This is a genomic window from Nicoliella sp. ESL1149, from assembly GCF_058107265.1.
The window spans coordinates 170,267-191,492 of sequence record NZ_JBYLUE010000004.1; the positions used below are offsets into that span (position 1 = coordinate 170,267).

Annotated in this window: 6 protein-coding genes; 1 reads left to right on the plus strand and 5 read right to left on the minus strand. The window is 38.6% G+C overall.

Annotated features, from left to right (window positions below):
• Nucleotides 1–178 precede the first annotated feature (178 nt).
• Nucleotides 179–1,207 carry a UDP-glucose 4-epimerase GalE gene (gene galE, locus AC3B6G_RS06790; protein WP_489849656.1) on the plus strand — a complete coding sequence of 343 codons (1,029 nt, stop codon included), beginning with the start codon at nt 179–181 and terminating at the stop codon, nt 1,205–1,207.
• 97 nt (nt 1,208–1,304) lie between these two features.
• On the opposite strand, the gene AC3B6G_RS06795 is transcribed toward galE, so the two are convergent.
• From AC3B6G_RS06795 to AC3B6G_RS06815, 5 genes are all read right to left on the minus strand, one after another.
• Nucleotides 1,305–2,261: a C39 family peptidase gene (locus AC3B6G_RS06795; protein WP_489849657.1), complete on the minus strand. Its 957-nt coding sequence runs from the start codon at nt 2,259–2,261 to the stop codon at nt 1,305–1,307.
• Between the two features lie 188 nt (nt 2,262–2,449).
• Nucleotides 2,450–3,082, minus strand: a complete 633-nt coding sequence (locus AC3B6G_RS06800) for an Lreu_0056 family protein (RefSeq protein ID WP_489849658.1) — start codon at nt 3,080–3,082, stop codon at nt 2,450–2,452.
• 125 nt (nt 3,083–3,207) lie between these two features.
• Nucleotides 3,208–17,184, minus strand: coding sequence for a DUF5776 domain-containing protein (locus tag AC3B6G_RS06805; RefSeq protein WP_489849659.1), 13,977 nt, complete (start codon nt 17,182–17,184; stop codon nt 3,208–3,210).
• A gap of 199 nt (nt 17,185–17,383) precedes the next feature.
• Nucleotides 17,384–18,373: a hypothetical protein gene (locus AC3B6G_RS06810; RefSeq protein WP_489849660.1), complete on the minus strand. Its 990-nt coding sequence runs from the start codon at nt 18,371–18,373 to the stop codon at nt 17,384–17,386.
• Nucleotides 18,374–18,607: 234 nt separating this feature from the next.
• Nucleotides 18,608–21,127: a M1 family metallopeptidase gene (locus AC3B6G_RS06815; protein ID WP_489849661.1), complete on the minus strand. Its 2,520-nt coding sequence runs from the start codon at nt 21,125–21,127 to the stop codon at nt 18,608–18,610.
• Nucleotides 21,128–21,226: the final 99 nt, after the last annotated feature.

Genomic DNA, 21,226 nt, shown 5'->3' on the forward strand with positions numbered 1-21,226 from the left:
CAAGCAAAATAAAATCTATTTGATACAAATAGATTCTTTAACTAGAATTATTTCTTTTTTTAATGCATTTTAACGTTCCATAATTTCATTTTAAGCTTCATTTTAGGTTCGTCCCTTATAGTATAGATACTATCAAATGATGATAGTAAATAAACATTACCCAAAGGAGTGAAACAACATGTCAAATATTCTAATTACAGGTGGTGCTGGTTACATTGGTTCCAACATTGCTGTTGAATTATTAAATCGTGGTGATAACGTCACAATTATCGATTCATTCGCTAAGTCTGATCAATCACGAATTCAAGAAATCGAACTTGCAACAAGTCGGAAAGTTAATTTTGAAAAGGGCAACATGCTAAATGTCCCATTTGTTGAACAGGTGTTAAAACGATACCAAATTGATTGTGTTGTTGACACTGCCGGATACAAATCAGTTGGTGAATCCGTTCATAATCCAATTAAATACTTCCAAAATAACGTTAACGGAATCGTCAATTTACTAATCGCGATGCAAAACGCAAATGTTAAAAATATCGTTTTCAGTTCTTCCGCCTGTGTTTACGGAAGTCCAAAACACAATCCTATTCGTGAAGAAGATACCGCTAAAAGTATGAATCCATACGGAACAAGTAAAAAACAAGATGAACAAATTTTAAAAGATGTTGTTAATAGCAAACACGGTTGGAGTGCAATTGCATTAAGATACTTTAATCCTCTCGGTGCAAACGAAAATGGTTTATTGGGTGATTTACCTAAGGGTAAACCTGATAACTTAGGTCCTGCTATCTTCAATGTTTTAATGGGCAACCAAAATGAATTAAACATCTTTGGGGATGATTACGATACCCCCGATGGAACTGCCATTCGTGATTACATCCATATCACAGATTTAGCTCAAGGCCATCTTGCTGCAATTGATCAAGTAATCGAAAACGAAAACTACTTTGACGCAATTAATTTAGGGAGCGGAAAAGGATACAGTGTTTTTGAAATTAAGAATGCTTTTGAAGTAGCTAGTGGCGAACCCATCCCCTTCTTAGTAACTCCCCGTCGAAAAGGCGATGCTAAAAAGACAATTGCTGATATCAGTAAAGCAAAGAAAGTTTTAAATTGGACTCCACAACGTTCCCTCCAAGACATGTGTGAATCTAGTTGGGCTTTTTTAGAAAACCGCGTCGATCCTTTAATCAAAGCAATTAATTAAATCCGTTATTCTCCCCCTCCAAAAAATAAATTAAATTCTTACAAAAAAACGTGTCGAACTCAGATTGTAATCTGAATTCGACACGTTTTTAATTTAATTATCTTAATACCATGGCACGAGAACCACGTTTTTTAGTTGTAAAGTAATTCATAAAGTTAGAAGTTGAAGTCCAGAAAATTTTACCTGTTGATGACTTCCACTTAAGTGGATCAGCAATTTCAAAGTAACCTGGTTTGTATCCAACCATTATTAAAATGTGATCAGAATTTGGATGTGACATCCCTCTAGCTCCTTCAAATACAACTGGATTTCCATGACGAATTTCATAAATTAACTTCGTCTTAGAAGCCCCTGTGATATCAGCAGCTGCATTAGTCCACTTAGTTGCATACCGAGCTAAAGCAACTGGATAAATAGTTGCTCCAGAACCACGACGATATGGATCAGCAGTATAACCATAATTAGGATTACTACTACGTGGAACCCCATCAATAAATGCCTTGGTTGAAACGTTAGTAGCTAAACCTCTAACACTCAATGCCATTAATAAACTAACGGCTTCACAAGCATCTGGAGCATAAGTAGGATATAACTGACTAGAATAAGTAAATGGTAATTGGTAATTAGTAACTTGACTTAAGGCTTTTGCATTGATCCAACCTAAGTTCTTGCTACCATATGTTGGTCCTAAACCATAGACTTCAAAATAAGTATTGTTACCCTTCGTAGCAACTCGGTTCAACTTAACTAATTGGCCCTTAAGTTGTTTAGTATTTCCTTGAGCTTGAACACCCTTAGCATATGGTTGACTCCAAAATCTGATGTTTGAAGTATTGATGCTTCGTAAACGATATTGGGTTGCAGACTTAATTGTATACCCATTAGAACTATCATCATTAGATGTACTATTGGAAGTACTATCACTGGATGATGAACCAGCCTTAACAACTGATGAACTAGCATCCTTAGACGTTGAAGATGCCTTGACACTGGATGAGCTAGCATCTTTAGTTGTCGAAGCCGCTTTAACATTCGAACTAACACCTGCAAACATAACAAGTGCTCCTGTAAATGTTACAGCGCTTAGCAAAAGTTTCTTAATTTGCTTCATGATATGAATACCCTCTTTATTTATTTATACCATCATTATACATTCAAACGGTATTAAAATAAAAGGGATTATGTTGTGTGCAATGCAATTGTAACATTTACGTATTATTTGTTGTCGAAAAGTTAAAATTATTAATTCTTTTCAGCTTGTTTTTCTTGATATTCTTTTTCAGAACCTAATTTATTTACATATCCATTAACTTCGTCCTTTTGATTTTGATTAACATAGTAATCATTAACTAATTGATCAACAGTAACATTTTTTGCTACTAAATGGCCACCAGCAACACCTTTGGTCTTAGATGGAACCCAGTACTTATAAGTTACATTGTTACCATTTCTTAAGTAGTAAATAAAGGAGGTTGGATCTCCATTAGCCGTTACCATACTATAACCCTTGAGTTGGTTATCATTTCCTGCATATTTATTTTGAACTTTTCCATAAAACATCGCATTGTCTTTAACATTATCCTTAAACCAGTCTGGTTCTTGTAACAATGCTACCATTGTCCCCACAGTCTTATCATCAATATTATCATTTTGCATAGATGATGAACTACTATTAGAACTATCACTATCACTGCTACTTGAAACTGAGGAACTTGAAGAACTAGAGTTTTTCTTAACTTGCTTTTCTAAACTAGTAATTTTCTTAGAATTTTTATCGGATTGTGAATCATTGTTATTACTGTTCCCACAAGCAGTTAAAATGCTAATGGAACCTAGCAATAATAATGCTGTACCTAATAATTTACTTTTCTTCATAATAAATAATCTCCTTATAATATCTCTATCAATATTAGTATACTCCGATATAAAGTATTTTATTAGAATAAAGAAACTAGGATGTCAAAATTAATTGATATCCTAGTCAATATTACAATTCCAAATTATTTAAATGAACCATGGCGATTGGTACTTACGAACTTCTTATTGGCAGTAATATACTTACCATGACCAATTTTGTATCGAGCAACTCCATTGTTGTAGGAGTAGCCCTTAATCTTAAGCTTAGTTCCACGTTTCAAATGGGTAATTCGGTTTTTACCGAATTGAGTACTACTATGAACTTCAATTCCCTTTCTATAAATAACGTGAGCAACTTTAGGGGTCTTCTTATTTTGATAATATGCTAACCCAATATAATTTTTACGAGCAGTTAAATACCCAGATAACTTGTGGCTAACACCGTTCTTAAAGAATCTAGTTTGAACATAATAACGAACGTAACCTTTCTTATTAACTGAAATATGAGTAGCTTTAAATTCATAAGCCTTGTTACGACGACGTTTATTGAAGTGGAAAATTCGTCCATCCTTAGTAACAAAACTAACGTTGTAAAGGAACATTCCCTTATCCTTAAGATAGATATAAGTTGGATGCTTCTTTAAGTTTCGATTATATTGAGCAACATAACCAATTTGGAATCCGAGTGAATGAACACTTAGATCGCTAATAGCCAACTTATCCTTATTGGCTTGTTTCATTCCGTTCTTAGAATCATGCCAACCATGATCATAGGTATGGTTACTGTCATCAGTTCCATTCGTATCCTTAGTTGCATCTTTTGCTCCATGAATGTATTCATTTGGATCAGAAGATGGTGTTTGATCGTTAGATGCACTTGGTGTAGAACCAGGTTCACCTGATGGTGTAAAGCCTGATGCACCTGAATCATTAGCTGAAGGATTAGAACTTGGTGTCACAGCACCACCACCCTCAGCATCAGCCTTAGAAGCAGCTGAAGCTTCACTAGCTGCACTCTTAGCAGCAATACTTGCAGATTTAACTAAACTAGCATCATGAGAAATTTGCGAAGCAGCTGAACTAATGATTACAAACGCGCTAGAAGCAATCGATGCTTCACTAGCTGCAGCACTTGAATTAGCTTCTGCAGCTGAAGCGGATTTAACTGCATCTGAAACATCTCCATTAGCAGAATCTGCAGCAGCTTCACTAGAATATGAAGCCGCATTATTTGAATAACTATTCATTGCAGAATTGGCTGAACTTAATGTTGGAGCTTCACTATTAGCGGTAGAGGCTGCCTGAGAAGCATCACTAGCTAAGGAATGGTTATAAGAAGCAGCTGAACTTACGGCTGCTGAAGCACTAGCAACAGAAGGACTACCGTCGCTCTTCTTAATCTTGTCAGCTTCCTTAGATGTGTTATCAGTATCAGAAGTGGCAGAACTAATAATGGCATTGTTAGAATCATTAGCAGTTGAGTCGGCACTAGCTTGTGAGTTCGCACTGGAAACTGAACTTGCTTGACTAGATACGTTCGCACTAGCACTGCTTGCTCTTGAACTAGCGTTAGAATCGTTGTAACTAACGGCATCGGAAGCAGCTGAGGAAGCCCCACTGATGGCTGAACTTGATATACTTGCAGCAGTAGAAGCGGCAGCAGCAGCCGAATCAGCTTTACTTCTATAACTATCAGCTGATGAAACCGCTGATGAATCGTTACCTGAAATCACTTGAGCAGCCGAATTAGCAGCAGAAGCAATTGATGCTTCATTAGAAGCAACGCTTGCGGCACTCGATGCCACTACAGACTCACTACTAATGAATGTTGAATCACTGTTAACATGTGAATTAGCAGAAGCACTGGTTACAGAACTAGCACTACTTGCGGCATTAGACATCGCTGCACTAGCACTTGATGCTACTGACTTAGCACTACTTGCAATAATGGAATCATTTTCAGCATGGGCTTGATCATTAGCGATTGAAGCATCATTAGCATCTTGACTGGCAATCTTCGCATCATTAGAAGCACGAGTCGATGCACTTGCTGCACTGTTATTTTCGTTTGAAGTGGCAGTTGAATAACTAACAGCTTCAGAAGCATCAGAAGTTGCTGAGGCGGCTGCAGAAGAAGCTAAACTTGCATATGAAGAAGCTAACGAGGCATCACTACTATTACTTGCAGCACTATTAGCTAGAGAAGCATCTTTTGATGCTTCAGCATTTTCTGATGAAGTTCTATTAGCATAACTATTAGCAGCTGAAGAATCAATAATGGCAGCCGATTTAGCACTTTGGGCATCACTAGAAGCAATGATCACATCAGAAGATTTAGAATTGGCATCCGCTGCATCCTTGCTAGCACGAGATTGGGCACTACTAATAACAGAATCAGTATTAGGGATTGAATGGGCTTCACTGTTAGCTGAGTTAGCCTGACTAGCTTTAGAATGAGTTACATCCGCATCAGATGAAGCACTGGATGCATCAGAAATAGCTGGATTGTCATCGGCACTCGCTGCTGGAGCAGCAGAAGCACTTGCGTGACTTCCTGCGTCGGATGCAGAAGAAGCAGTGCTCTTAGCGCTGGAAATAATTGAAGCAATGGTACTAGCTGCATTAGAAGCTGCAGAACTAGCTAGAGATGCTGCTGATTGAGCTGCTGCTGAATCACTGTTGATTCTTCCTGACAATGAAGCAATTTCTGAAGCAATTGAAGCTGCACTTGTTGCATTGTTTTTCGCACTCGTAGCTTGACTATCTGCGTCACTCTTATGTGGATCAGTTGCGATACTACCCGATTGAGCTCCAGAAGAATCACCTTTTGAAGCCGCACTGGAGGCATCAGTTGCAGTACTATTAGCAGCTGCGGCGGCAGAGCTGGCACTCTTAGCATTATCACTAGTTGCACTCGATAAGCTCTTGATTTCATCACTCATACTACTGATTGCGGCTGATGCACTTGAAGCATCTGCTGAAGCTGAACTGTAAGCATTAGAAGCACTACTGATTACTGTACTATCACTATTAATTGGATACTTCTCACCACTACTCATTGGTTGAAGAGACGAATCATGGCTATTCAAAGAAGCCATGCTACTCTCTGCTGAATTAATTGATGATGCGGAACTAGCGATACTCTTATTCGATGTTGCAGCGTTATCAGAAGCACTATTTGCAGAACTGGTATTGTTATTAATTGCCTTTGAATCATCAGCAGCAGAATTAGCATCAGCGCTAGCACTGGATGCTGCACTAGAAGCACTATCAGCAGAAGCATTTGCTTTGGCAGCGTTACTGATAGCGGTACTTGCACTACTAATTATTGCACTATCATTGGCAACAGATGTCTTCGCATCATTAGCACTGCTAATCATTGCACTGGCAACTGATGAAGCACTGGCAGCAGTTGAAGCATCATTACTTGCAGCAGTACTTGCTGAACTTGCAGAAGCCGCAGCAGAACTACCAGCAGCCTTATCCATTGCCGCAGATGAAGCATCGCTATCCTTAGCAGCCTTACTATATGCAGAACTTGCTGCTTCGGAAGCAGATTTAGCAGCACTACTCTGAGCACTAGCATCATTAGCGGCAGCTGAAGCAATTGAAGCTGCCGAGTTAGCAGTTGAGTTAGCACTGTTAGCAATACTATTTGCAGTACTCATAGCAGCTGAAGCTGAATTAGCAGCACTCGCTTGACTGGAAATGTAACTGTGAACTCGTCCACTTGGATAGTTACTTGCTTGAGATTGGGCTGAAGTGTTCGAAGTATTAGCAGATGAAGTAATACTATTCGTATCAGAAGTAATACTGTTTACACTACTTGCATTGCTAGAAGCACTCTTAGCATGATCACTTGCTGAAGCGGAAGCACTTGAAACAGCATTGCTATCATTACTTGCTGTATTCGAATCAATTATTGTATGAGCCTTCGCATTTTGGATAATTGCATCGTCGGCTTTTTGGCTAGCAATTTTTTCATCTTCAATTGCTTGATTAGCAGCTGATTCAGCAGAAACAGTCGCATTACTATTAACAATGTATGCATTATGTGCTGCAATAGCCGCATTGGAAGCTGCAATTGCTGCATCAGAAGCTACTGCTGCTGCACTTGAAGCATCAGGAGCATTACTTGAACTAGAATCTTTTGCAATTTGAGCTTCAGCTGAATTTTCAGTACTTTCTGCAGCAGAAGCTTCAGAAGATGCGCTACTCATTATTGCTGAAGCACTAATAGCAGCTGACGCAGCTGAGCTAGCAATTGAACTTTGAATTGTAGCATCAGAACTCTTTTCACTGGCAATAGAAGTATCTTCTGATGCTGCAGAAGCATCACTAGCTAAGGAGCTAGCAATTGATGCAATGCCAGAATTAGCATTAGCAATTGAAATCGTATCATTATCAACGGAACTGGCAATTATTGCATTAGAAATTGTTGCTGAATTGGCACTACTTGCGTTGGTTGAACCATTGATAGCTGAATCAGCACTTGATTGATTAGATGAAATCTCACTACTTGCAGAATTTACTGATGAATGATTAACACTGGTTGCAGAAGCAGCACTGGAAATCATTGATGAAACTGCACTCTGAGCGGTACTTCTAGCTGCAGAGGCAGTAGTAGAAGCACTATTTAAAATTGAATTATCCTTATCAACTTGATTTGAATCAACGATTAATTGAGCAGCGGCTTTAGAAGCAGCGGTACTTGCAGATTGAGCAATACTATTTTGGGTACTTGCATCGGTAGAAGCCGAACCTGCACTTACGTTTCCAGTACTTGCTTCATCACTATTACCATTAAATGCCGCTGACGAAGCTTCACTGTTATAAGCTGAACTAGCAATATTTGCCGCGTTAGCAGCTGATGCAGCAGCACTAGAAGCCAATGCCATTTCAGAACTATAAATTGAGTTTTGCAAACTTGCATCAGAACTAGCAGAAGTAGCATTGGATGAAGCTGAACTTTCAACACTGTTCATATCACTTGCGGTGCTATTAGCACTACTTACGCTAGACAACGAATGGTTTAAACTGTCTAAACTACTAATAATGCTATCATCACTAGTAATTGATTTTGCTTGGCTAGCTGCATGTGAAGCTGTCGAACTAGCGGAACTATCATCGGCTGAAGCTTTGCTACTACCATCATTAATACTCTTACTTGCATCAGAAGCAGAGTTAGCTGAACTTTGCGCACTACTTGCTGAATTTTGCGCATTATTAGCATAACTATTGGCAATTACAGCATCATGAATAAAGACAGAATCAGATGATGCAACCACGGAAGCACTATTTGCAACTGAATTATCAGCCGATAATGAACTCAAGGCCTTTGAAGCAGCAGTTGATTGTTTAATTGCATCATTAGAAGCAGATATTGCTAACGAGTTAGTTGCACTCGCAATACTAGCTTGATTACTACCATCACTGTAATCTCCCTTAGCAGAGTCACTCGATGCAGCAGTAGAAGCTGATGACGCAATTGCACTTTCACTACTTGCAACACTTGCATCAGAACTTGCAGCTGAGCTGGCTGAAGCGATTACTGATGATTGTTTAGCAGCGTCTGAATTGGCTGAAGAAGCATCACTGGCAGCGGAATTAGCTTGACTAGCAGCCGAAGCCATTGAAGAATGACCACGAGCACTTGGATTATCAGAATTTTCTTTACTTGCAGCTGAAGCAGTTGAAGACGTTGAAGTATTATCTGAGCTAGTTGCACTTGAGAATGTACTTCCACTTGCACTATCGCTATTAATTGCCGTTGAAGCACTATCAACTCCGCTGGCAGCACTACTTGTTGTTGAGGCATAACTACTTGTTTCTAATGAAGCCAAGTTAGCCGCAGCCATTGAAGCATCACTAGATGCAACTGAAGAAGCAGTACTTGCTGTATTTTTATCATTATTTGCTCTGGACGCAGCTGAAGCAGCTTTACTTCTTTCAGTACTTGCTATAGCAGCAGCACTAGAGGCAATACTATTTTCAGTTGAGGCGTCTTTAGCATTATCTGAAGCACTATTAGCACTAGTTATTGCTGTTGGTGCATCACTATCATTCGCATTAGCAGAAGATGTTCCGTTAGAATTAACAATCGCTTTAGAATTATCTTCACTAGCTTGTTTAGCTGCACTTGAAGCTACTGCGGCAGCACTTGAAGCTGCTTCACTGGCAGAAGCAGCATCACTACTGGCACTGTTTGCATCTCTTGCCGCAGAACTAGCAATACCTGCTTCATCAGAAGCCCCACTAGTATAACTATTCAAACTACTATCACTAAAGTGACCAGGGAACTTACTATTCATCGAATTAGCTTCCGAAGCCGTACTTGATGCTCGATTCCGACTACTGTCGGCATCAGAAGCAATTGAACTAGTTGCTTTACTATCAGAAGATGCATTTGTACTATCAGTGTTTGCTGATGTTGCATCATTACTTGCTGACGTTGCTTCACTAGAAGCTGAACTAGAATCACTACTTGCTTGAGAACTAGCTGAAGTTGCCGTATTGGAAGCCGAACTCATTTCACTGGAAACGAAGCTAGAAGCAGATGATGCAGCACTGGATGCAACAGAAGCTTGGCTATTTGCATTACTATCCGCACTAGATAAAATGCTTGCTTGATTACTTGCATCCGTATTTGCTTCTGAAGCAGCGGTAGATGCAGCTTGAGCAATCGAGCTTTCAATTGCGGCTTTACTTGCTTCCGAAATGGCAGTTGACATCGCACTTGATGCTCCCGATTTAGCTAATGATCCATCATCGGCATTTTTACTTTGAGTACTTGTAGCGTACGAAGACGCAATTGAATAAGCTGTCGAAGCTGCTGCTGAATCAGAACTTGCGGCTGCTGAAGCTGAATTAGCAATACTAGATTGACTTGATGCATTTGCTTTATCATTAGCAATTGCTGTTGAAGCAGAGTTAGCAACGTTAATCAAACTAGTCATCGCAGTTTGGGCACTCGTAACTGCAGATGCCCAACTAGAAATGTCGTTTTGATTATGATGATTCAAATCATCAATCTTTTTAACAGCTGAACTAACAATTTTTTCTTCATTACTGATATCAGCTGACTTTGTACTACCAGTCGCAGAATCATTATCAATTGCTTGTGACAAACTGGCAACCGCACTACTTGCTAAACTAGCAACAGATGAGGCTTCAGAAGCTGCGCTTGAAGCAGCTTGGGCTGATTGAGCAGATTGATTAGCTTGGTTATAATCATTTGCACTTTGATAATCATTATTAGCACGTTCAACAGCACCAGAAGCAGCAATAGAATCTGCATTCGCACGGTTAGAGGCATTACTTCCGAATGTCGCATTCGCACTGGTCGTATTTTCGGCAATTGCAGCAGCACTAGCTGCACTAGAAGTTTGTTGCACTGCAGCAGATCCGTTGCTCCGATTTCCATCTGCAGAAGCGGCACTAGCAGTACTCATCGCAGCAATAGCAGCAGAATTTTGTTGACTTGTTATTTGGGCAGCAGCTGAAGCCGCAACACTGGCAGAACTAATTACACTTTGTTGGACTGTAGCATCATCTAATTCTTGTTTAACTAATCTAGCTTCAGATTGAGCAGCACTATTAGCCATGGAAATTGCGATACTACCTCGTGCTGTACTTCCCCCGCCATTATCATAAATACTTGCAGCTTCACTGGCATAAGAACTAGCAGAGGCATTTTGACTGATTAAACTATTAACAACAGCATTAATACTGGTCTGTTCACTATCAATTGCTTTAGAATTAGACTGTGCCGTAGAATTAGCGGATGATGCTAAGGAAGCATTGGAAGATGCTTGTAATGAATCATAGTTAGTAACCGCCTTATTATTTTGAGCAATTGCATCTGATGCAGCTGCAGATGCTCTAGCATTTGCTTCACTAACCTCTTTAGATTCAGCTGAAGTATATCCGGCATACGTACTTGCAGAAGCAAGTTGTTTTTGTAAATCAGCTTCAATTGAAGTAATTGCACTGGATGCATTACTTGCAGCAGCAGATTTAGCACTTGCAGCAGCACTATCTGGACCCTGGCCATTAGAAATTCCGGTTTGTGCTTTTGCATCACTAGCAAATGCATCTGCACTAGCTTGATACTGTTTAATTAAAGCATTGTCCTTATTTGCTGCGGCTTGAGCAGAATTAATGATACTATTGTTAGAAGCAATTTGACCGGTATAAATATTCGCTTGAGAAACAGCAATCGATGCGGTTGCACTATCAACTGCGATTGCAGCGGATTCACTGGCAACTTGATTACTAATAAAACTATTATTTTCTTGACTTGCCACACTCGCCGTTTCAGCAGCAGCGGAACTAATATCCGTTGCATGTCGTGCGGCAGAACCAGCATCATTATTAGCACCACTTAAGTTTGCACTAGCCGATGCAGAAGCAGAACTAACCGCTATAATTGAATTGTCATCAGCGTTGGCTGATTTATTAACGTCACTAGCAGTACTGGAAGCACCATGATAGTAACTTTCAGCTGAAGCAGCATTTTCAGCTTGACTATGGGCAGAATCAATCTGGCCCTTAATTGCAAGGATGTCGCCACGATCACCATTAGCAGTATCATTAGCCGTAGATGCAACTACACTAGCTGACTCGGCTGACACTGTTTGATTATGAGTCTCAACAGCGTAAGAATCAGCAATACTAGTATCTCGATAGGTATCAGAAATATCAGCCTTAACAGCATTTTCATATTTTAAGGAATCTGCGCTATGACCAGCTTCAAATGCTGATTTTTGAGCTTTACTATCGTCATTAAACTTCGTAATATCATTAACTACATCAATATAAGCACTACTTGTGTCAGCAGCATAACTAACCGCAGAATTACAATAAGAACTGGCAATTGTAGCGGCATTCGAAGCTATAATATACTGACTATCCGCATCTTTACTTTTATCCGTAACTGAAGATTGGAGTGAAGAAATTTGAGCACTATCACTAGCGATCGTTGAATTATCGGGATAATCACTCGATAACGAATTAACATCTTTACCTTCAGCAGAAGCGGCATTCGACGTATCAGTATTACTACTGGTGGTTGAAGTAATATTCTTAGCAGAATCAGATGCTTTATTACGAGCTGAGATAGCAGCAGAAGCATCCGCTGATGCCTGAGAAGCAGCATTTGAAGCTTCACTACTTCCCTTGTTACCGTATCCGCTCCCACCATAAACATTCAAAGCTCTATCAATTGCATCGGATGCAGCAGCACTGGCTCTCGTTCTACCCGATTGAATAGCACTATTATCGGAGTTCAGACTCGTAATTGCAGCACTCATTACAATGTTTGCAGAACTAGCGGCCTTAGCATCATTACTAACGATTATTGAATATGAGGTTGCTGCGGTACTATCTATAATTGCGGCACTACTAAAGTCATTTGCTTCGGAATGATTTCCCTTGGCAGCATAACTAGAAGCTGTAGCAGCATCAGCTGCCGCTTTAGAAGCGGCTGTAGAAGCATTAACACTATTAGCTGAGGCATCCCCTGACAATCTTGTTTCTGTACTACTTGCACTACTAATCGTTGCACTTTGTTTATCAGCATCAGCCATTTCATTTTTAACGTCACTTGCAATACTATCTACTTCAGATTTATCTTTAACAATTGCTGCACTATTTGATGCTGTACTTGCGTCCATCTGTTTACCAGAGGTTAAACTATTAACCAGTGAATCTGCCCAACTAGCATCAGCGCTAGCCTTGCTGACCTGTGCTGCTGCTGATGATGCTTGACTATATGCAATAATGGCGTTGGATTCATATGCGCTGGCGTTATTATTATTCTGATTAACAGTTTCAGCATCGCTAGTAACGATAGCAATATCAGCTGCTGCTTTTGAAGCAATACTAGTAACCACTGATATTAATGAAGCAACCGAATTCGCTTCACTACTAGCTGATGAAACAGCATTTGAAGCTGCCGTCGAAGAAGTAATAACTTTAGCCTTAACACTATCGGCAATGGTAGAATCACTAGAAACGTTGCTAGATGCTTGAGATCCAGCATTAGAAAAGTAACTAGCCATATTAGCTGCTGAACTCGCTAATGAAGCATAGTCACTAGCAACACTAGCATCAACAGAAGCATCAGCCCCATTATTACTTTTGGCATCATTAGATGTTTTACTATTATAAGTATCCGCCATACTGGCAAATGAATTTGCAGCTGAGGCAGCAGAGGATGCAGCTGTTGAATCATAGGAAGCATTTGCTGTATTTCTTTGAGCATCACTATCGGCACTAGCAATCAAACTGTTATAGCTATTAACTGATGACAATGCCGCAGAGGTTATTTTTTTCGCATCACTAATGATATTATCTTGAGCACTATTAAAACTATCAATCGTAGCAGAGTTATCATCACTAGCAATTTGACTATTGATTGAATCCACTTCACTGGCAATTGAGTTAATTACAGAAGCATTAACAGATGCTTCTGATGCATTCATACTAGCTCCATTCTTTCCCTTTACAGCCTCTGATGCAGCTTCCGAAGCTAATGAAGCTGCCTTACTTGCATCTGAAGCCTTACTAGAAGCTGATTTAGCATCACTTTGAACAGAGTCTAATGCTGCTGATGCTGCAGAAGAAGCATTAGATGCAGCATTACTAATAATGGTATTGTCACTGGAAACGCTTGTTGCAGCAGTTGAAATAATTGCTGCTTCTGAACTAACAATACTTGCCATCGAAGATGCAATGGATTGTTCAACAGCAGCATCACTCGCTGCCGCCGAGGCAGAGGCAATTAATGCGGCCGTTTGTGAAGCATCCCCGTGTGCTGAAGTAATGGAATTAGCCATACTACTGTCCATACTAGCAACACTAGAAGCAGATTGAGCAGTACTAGAAGCTAATGATGCAGTTGAGTTAGCTGATGATGCAACTGAATTAGCACTAATAATTGTATTAATATTATTATTTAAATCGTTATTAACATTTGAAACGGCATTTTGATCATTAATAATTGCGGCAAAAGCATTAGAAACTGCTGGATTTTTAAAGTTATTTTGATTCAAACTATTAACTAAACTAGCAGCTGATGTAATAACACTATCTTCTGTACTAGCAAGTGAACCTAAGGATTGAGCTGTACTCGAGTTCAAGCTGCCACCATTAAATAAGCTATTAGCAACACTGGCATTACTAATTGCAATTGATGCGGCTTCAGATGCTGAACTGTCAGCAGCACTAATGATTGCAGAATCGCTGCTGTTTACCTCATCATTTGCAGATTGGTAAGCAGAATTGGCAATACTTGCTTGTGAACTAGCCACCGCACTATTAGAACTAACTGCCGTACTAGCAGAGGAAGTCAATTGTGCACTGGTATCAGTTTGTGCACTAGCTGTTGAAGTATTGTTAGCAGATTGAACAGCAACTGATGCAGCTGATGTAACTTTTGCAACAGCGGATGCAGCTGAAGCCATATTATCTGATTTAGCATAAGATGAAACAGCTGCACTAGCATCGTCAGCATCCTTGGCATTTTGACTAGTCATTGCGGCACTATCAGCAGTAGATTTAGCGGCACTATCCGTATCTTTTGCTAATGAAGCCGCGGTAGTAGCATTGGCAGCAGCTGATTGAGCAGCGGCACTGGCAGAGTTATATGCAGATTGAGCACTCTTCACTTCAGCACTAACAGTTGCATCACTAGCATTTGAACTAAATAAACTGTTCAAAGAAGCTAGGGCAGCTGAAGCAGCTTTCGCACTGTCGGCTGCAGTGGAGGCTGCAGTACTTGCGGAAGTTGCATCATTATCAACTGATTTAGCAGTACTATTAGCTGAACTAGCATCATTAGATGCAGAAGCAGCGGCAGAGTCAGCAGTTGATGCACTTACACTAGCTTCGCTATTTAAATGAGTTGCTTCTGCTTTATCAGCATTACTAGCCGTGTTATTAGCAGCTGTAATTGCGTTTGAAATGGTGGCTTGATTATCTGTAATATCTTTTCCACTATTGCTTGCATCGGAAGATAAATTCTTAATTGTCTTCTCAGCTGAACTTACTGTTGTGTTATATTGAGCTGCCTTTGCTGCTTCGGCACTTGCAGTGGAAACGGCATTAGAAATGGCGACTGAATTATCCCCGTTTGAATCTGCACTGGATAAATCAGCAGCTTGTTTAGCAGCTGAACTAGCATTTTTAGTAGCTTCACTTGCATTAGCAGAAGCCGTCTTAGCTTCAGTCGATGCTGCTTGAGCACTACTGTAATCTTTTGAGATTGCCTGACTATCAGCATTGATTTTAGCAACCGCAGCGGTTACAGTTGCCTTATCAGCCTCAATAGCCTTCTTTGCATTTGTGATATCAGCATTACTACTATCCATACTTGCCAAACTAGCCATAATTGAATCAGCAGCAGAGAACGATGCCATTGCCTTAGCGGCAGCAATAGAAGCTTGATTAGCAGCTTCAACTGATTGTTGAATGTCAGCAATGGAAGCATCCCCAGAAGTTATTGCCGAAGATGCACTTGTCATATCCGTGTTAGCCTGGCTCACTAAACTATTAGCCTCACTCACAGCTGCTGATTCGCTAATCTTTCCGTCAGCAGATGAAGCATAGTTTTTCACGTTATCATTAATTGAACTGATTGAAGTTTTTGAATTATTAATGGCATTTGAACTATCTTTAATGCTTTGTGCAGCTGTAGATGCAATTGATGAATTAGTAGCAATAAGATTAGCAGCTGTATCAACAGTACTACTATTTGCAGTAATCTTGTCCATAACGCCTGAATCAGCTTGAATATCATTATTTTTAACCGCATTTGATGTAACTACAACTAAAGAATTAGCATCACTTAAAGCGTTGCTAGCAACATTATATTCATATGAAGCAGTTGAACTTGCACTGGAAATAGCCTTACTTTCGTTTGTAGCAGAATCAAAAGCAATTGTTGCATCGCTAAATAAGCCGGATGCTGATTGAACTTGTTTGGCAATATCTGCTTGATATGAAGCAATACTTGTATCGGATGGATTAGCCTTTGCTTGATTAGACATAGCAGCGGAAGCGGCAGATAAAGACGTGTTCAATGCATTGATCGATTGCATATTTGCGGAAGCACTGTTGTAGTCAGTATTAGCACTAATTACAGCCGCACTAATTTTAGCTTGATTTTCGCTTGCACTATCAACGGTAGCTTGAGCAGATTTTGCAGCACTAGAAGCTGCCGATGAATAATCACTTGTCGTTGAGCTGTTCCCACCTAATCCAGCAGCTTTTGCACTTCCATTACTTTCTGAATTAACTGCATCACTGTATTGACTATTTACATTGGAAATAGTCTTAACTGTATCACTATAAAAACTATTTACGACGGATGCAACAGAAGCAGCAGTACTACTAATTGAGTTAACTGAGGATACATTTGTATTAGCATTCTCACTTGTAAGTGATGCATTGATTTGATTGGCATTATTATTTTGAGAAATTAAATTGGTTTTTTCTACTTCGTTACTTGCTTGTACAGAGTTATCTGCAATATGACTTACTGCACTATCATAGGTAGATGAAAAGGCTGTTTGATCACTATGATTACTAACAAAAGCACTGGCATCAGACAAAGAATTTTTGGTAGCACTAAAAGAGCTTGTGTTAGTTGCAATCGTCGAATCGTTAAGGGAAATGGCACTGTCTAACTTACTACTCATGCTCGAAATATCTGCACTAGAAACATTACTGCTATTATTTAAATTGGATCCAGAAGATTCACTAGATTGGTTTGAACTTGATTGACTGGATTCAGAAATACCAGTGCTACTATCAGTTTCATCCAAACTACGATTTGCAACGGTTTGGTTTGAATAATTAGCATTAGATGGCACAGAAGAAGAACTACTAGACACATTGTTACTCGTATCATTACTATTCGAACTATTATTTACTGCCGTTTGTCTTTCCTCAGCGGAACTTACATTCGCATCCGCTTTAACTTCTGGCTTGTCAATTAATTGATTAGCTCCTAAAAGACCAAACAACGAAATAGAAACAACTACCCATTGTTTCTTAACTTTTTTTAATAATTTTTTATCGTTCATTTTTTTGTATTGTTTCTTATTATATCCAAACATTTAAGCACCTCACAAAATTACTTAATTGACTCGCTCATATTAAAATATCTACATAGTCAATTTTATATTTTTCTGAACTTAAAAGCAAAATATGCCATTTTTATAATTAAATTTAATGAAAAATATAAAACTTAAAAATAAAAAATCCATATTCACTAATAATTAGTAAATATGGATTCAAAACGATTTAAAATTTATTTTAGAAAACCTTGTTACTCTTTAAGATATTTTCATGAAGTAATAAGTACCCATAACCTGATCTATCAAAGTAGAGGCCTTCAAACTCTTGTTGATGAGCAAATTTAGTGTAACGAACATCGCTCTTACTTAAATGACCAATCTTGTTAGCTGGGAAGGAGGTAATTTCTCCATCACTTAAAAGATAAAGACGATTGTTAGCTGGGTTATAACTCATTCCTTGTGGAATTACACCAGGTGCATATCTAATTCCTTGTTTAACCAAGTGGAATTTAACTGAATTGTTAGTAATCTTTCCCTTGTATAACTTAATAGAATTCTTTGGTGCAAATCCACCACCAGTAATTGTATAGGTATAAGCATTTCCCTTGTTATCAAATGCTAAATTGGTACTGATGATTGATTGACCAAATGAAAAGTTGATTTTACGAATTGGTTGTAAAGTTGATTTGCTAATTTCTTCAACACATGATTTATGTTGAGAAGCACCTGACTTATTACCGATCAACCATAGTTGACCAGTCTTATAATTGTACGTAAATGATTGACCATGACCACCATTGAATACGGATCCTTGCTTAATACTTGTTGGATTACTTGAGAAATCAAAATAACCAATGTTCATTCCTTGGTTATAATCATTGTAAGCGACATAAGCATGCTTTGCATCAGGAGTCAAAACTAACCCTTGTGGTGAGTTGTTTGGACTAGCTTGATGATTATTTAATGATTCATAATGGTTGAAAGTTACTGGATATCCAGCAACAGAGTTCAACGTATCAACATCTGATCCATCATAACTATGACCATCATATTTGGTACCATTATTAACATTGTTTACGACTTTGTATCCCTTAGTGGAGTAAGTACTTAAAGCACTACTATGTTGATTAATAACCTTTTCAGCACGTGCAGTATTACCACTAATGGCTAATAATGAAAGTGATAACGCGGATAAGGTTACACCCATCAATATATTCTTAATCTTCATAATTATATTCCCCCTATAAATTTAGGGTACTACTAATCCGTCAAACTCTCAACTAAAAGTTACACAAAAAATAATTTCTCAGGTCCCAAACAAATCACTTAAGATCCGCTATATCATGTGTGAATAATTATACCCACAAAAGCAACATTGATAACAATAAATCAATACATACTCTATCCGGTAAATACAAAAAAGACTTCAAATGTTGAAGTCTTTTTTACATGTATATTAATCTTATTTCAAAGCATCATAAACAGCTTGCTTTTCATCTTCAATCAAGTTAACTCGTCCTTTAATCGAACGAATATCCATTTGAATTTCACGAGTTAGACCAGGTTGATCCAATTTAGGTTCAAAGAATTCTTTGAACTCAGCTAAACGAGATGGGGTATGGAAAATAGCAGCCGTAACAGTAACAAATGTTCCGAATTCCATGTCACCACCAACTGTATCTTCTAACCATTGCCAGTCATCACGAATCCAAGTCCACGCAGCTTCTTGTCCTTTATGGTTAGCCAAGACGCCCTTATACCATGCTCTTAAATCTTGAGGTTTAATTACATTACTGTTTTCAAATTCATCGATCAACTTCTCAAGCATTTCTTTTTCAGTCGTCTTAGGGAGCGCAACTGATAAATCATTTTTATATCCTGAATCAGAAGTTGTAGCGTAATCTTTCAATAAGTGTTTGAACTTATTCGCAAAACAATAATTTTCAACCTCATTAGCAATAACTAATGACCGCACGTCGGCTGGTAAGTTAACTGGATTATCAGTATCATCAAATAACGCATGGGCAGCTTTTTTAGCTTCTTCATTATTACCATATAAAGCTGCACTGACAATGTATGGTCTTGTTAAAACATCATCATTACTATCACTATCATGTGGTTCTAATCCCAAACGATTGAACTGATCCTTACTTAACTTATTGAAAAGTGCTTTTAATTCTTTTTCTTCATCAGAATCTGGAGTAACAAATTGCTTTAAACTCCCGGCAAATTGATATAAAGCATCATTTACAACAAAAGAGTGACTGTCTGAAAAACGTGTTAAGAATGGAATAACACTTGCATAACTAATTTGACGACCTTGTGCAAGCAAACGTAAATCTTGAATGATTTGCATCTTGGAAATCGAATCTAAATCATTAATATGTTCTAAGATGTCATTGAGCAATGTTTGATCATACTTAACGATGAAATGGGAATTGTTTCCTACATTGATTCGGAAAGGCTTACCATTAGATTGACGTAATTCTTCGTAGTCACCTAAGTCAATCTCTTTACCTTTAAAAATTCGTGGAGCTTGATCATAGTTACTATTCAACGGAATTTGCCATTGACGACCAACATCTTTACCATCACCAATAAAGAATTGTTGTTGACTCAACTTCAATTTACCATCGACAACTTTAGCATCAACAACTGGATAACCAGGTTGTTGTAACCATGAATGCATGATCGTTCCAACATCAATTCCAGAAGCATCACCTAAAGCTGACCATAAGTCATCACCCTTAGCATTTCCATATTTATGGGCAGCAAAGTAATTCTTTAATCCTTTTCGAAGAGCATCATCGCCAACTAATGAGCGAACCATTACTAGCATCCGGGCTCCCTTAGCATAAACAATCGCTCCATCAAATAGTGCATCGATTTCGGCTGGATTATTAACTTCCACATGCACAGCTTGAACCCCATCAATTGCATCCCGTTGTAATGCCATTGGAGCTTCAGTTGTTTGGAAAGTTTCCCAAATATGCCATTCGGGTTCCAATGCATTTACAGCAACATATTCCATCATATTAGCAAAACTCTCGTTCAACCATAAGTCATCCCACCATTGCATGGTCACTAAATCACCGAACCATTGGTGAGCAACTTCATGGGCAATTACAGTTGCAACCCGTTGTTTTACATCTAAAGCAGTATTATCAGGATCAATTGTTAAGTAAGCTTCACGATAGGTAATTAGTCCCCAGTTTTCCATCGCACCAGCTGAAAAATCAGGTAATGCTAATTGCCAAGAATGAGGAAGTGGATATGGAGTTTGGTAAAAATCTTCATAAAATTCAATCGAACGTTTTGCAATGTCTAAAGCAAAATCAAGTTCTTTTGGTTGATGAGCTTTCGTACTAAAGACCCCAACTTTAACACCGCTTTTAGTTTCGGTCATCTTACTTTGCATTTCACCAAAAGCAAATGCTACTAAGTAAGTTGACATTCTAACAGTTTTTTCAAAGTAGTGAACCCCGTTTTCTACCTTTTCTTCAGGCATGTTGCTGATAACGGTCTCACCATCATGTTCATCAAATTTAATTGCCAAGCTAAAGGTAGCTTTGGCAGAAGGTTCATCGACACATGGAAAGGCCTGACGAGCTGAAGTTGATTCAAATTGAGTTCCAATCAACTCTTTCTTTTCGCCGTTCAATTCATAATATGATGGATAAATTCCCATCATTGTATCAGTCAATGGGGCTTGATATTCAACTTTTAATGTTGTTTGACCAGTTTTACCTAAATCAATATCGATTGTTTCTTTTTTATCGTTTACATTAAAATCAACTGACTTACCATCAGCCGTAACAGAATCTACCATTAAAAATTTTTGATTTAATGCGATTTGTTTTTCTGAAGCATTCCCAGTTACTGTAACTGTTCCATCAATCGTCTTTTTTTCACGATTAATGTTAATAAAAACATCATAGTGATCTGGTTGAAAAGCATTGAATAATCTGTCTTCTTTACTCATGTGTCTCCTCCTTAAGTTCACTTATTTAAACTCAGTAAGTTCGCCTAAAATTATACAAGAAATTAATTGATAATGCTACTGATAACAACTAATAAGAAA

Coding starts and splice junctions, on each gene's coding strand:
- galE (WP_489849656.1), top strand. CDS start 179: ATGTCAAATATTCTAATTACAGGTGGTGCTGGTTACATTGGTTCCAAC.
- AC3B6G_RS06795 (WP_489849657.1), bottom strand. CDS start 2,261: ATGTTTGCAGGTGTTAGTTCGAATGTTAAAGCGGCTTCGACAACTAAA.
- AC3B6G_RS06800 (WP_489849658.1), bottom strand. CDS start 3,082: ATGAAGAAAAGTAAATTATTAGGTACAGCATTATTATTGCTAGGTTCC.
- AC3B6G_RS06805 (WP_489849659.1), bottom strand. CDS start 17,184: ATGTTTGGATATAATAAGAAACAATACAAAAAAATGAACGATAAAAAA.
- AC3B6G_RS06810 (WP_489849660.1), bottom strand. CDS start 18,373: ATGAAGATTAAGAATATATTGATGGGTGTAACCTTATCCGCGTTATCA.
- AC3B6G_RS06815 (WP_489849661.1), bottom strand. CDS start 21,127: ATGAGTAAAGAAGACAGATTATTCAATGCTTTTCAACCAGATCACTAT.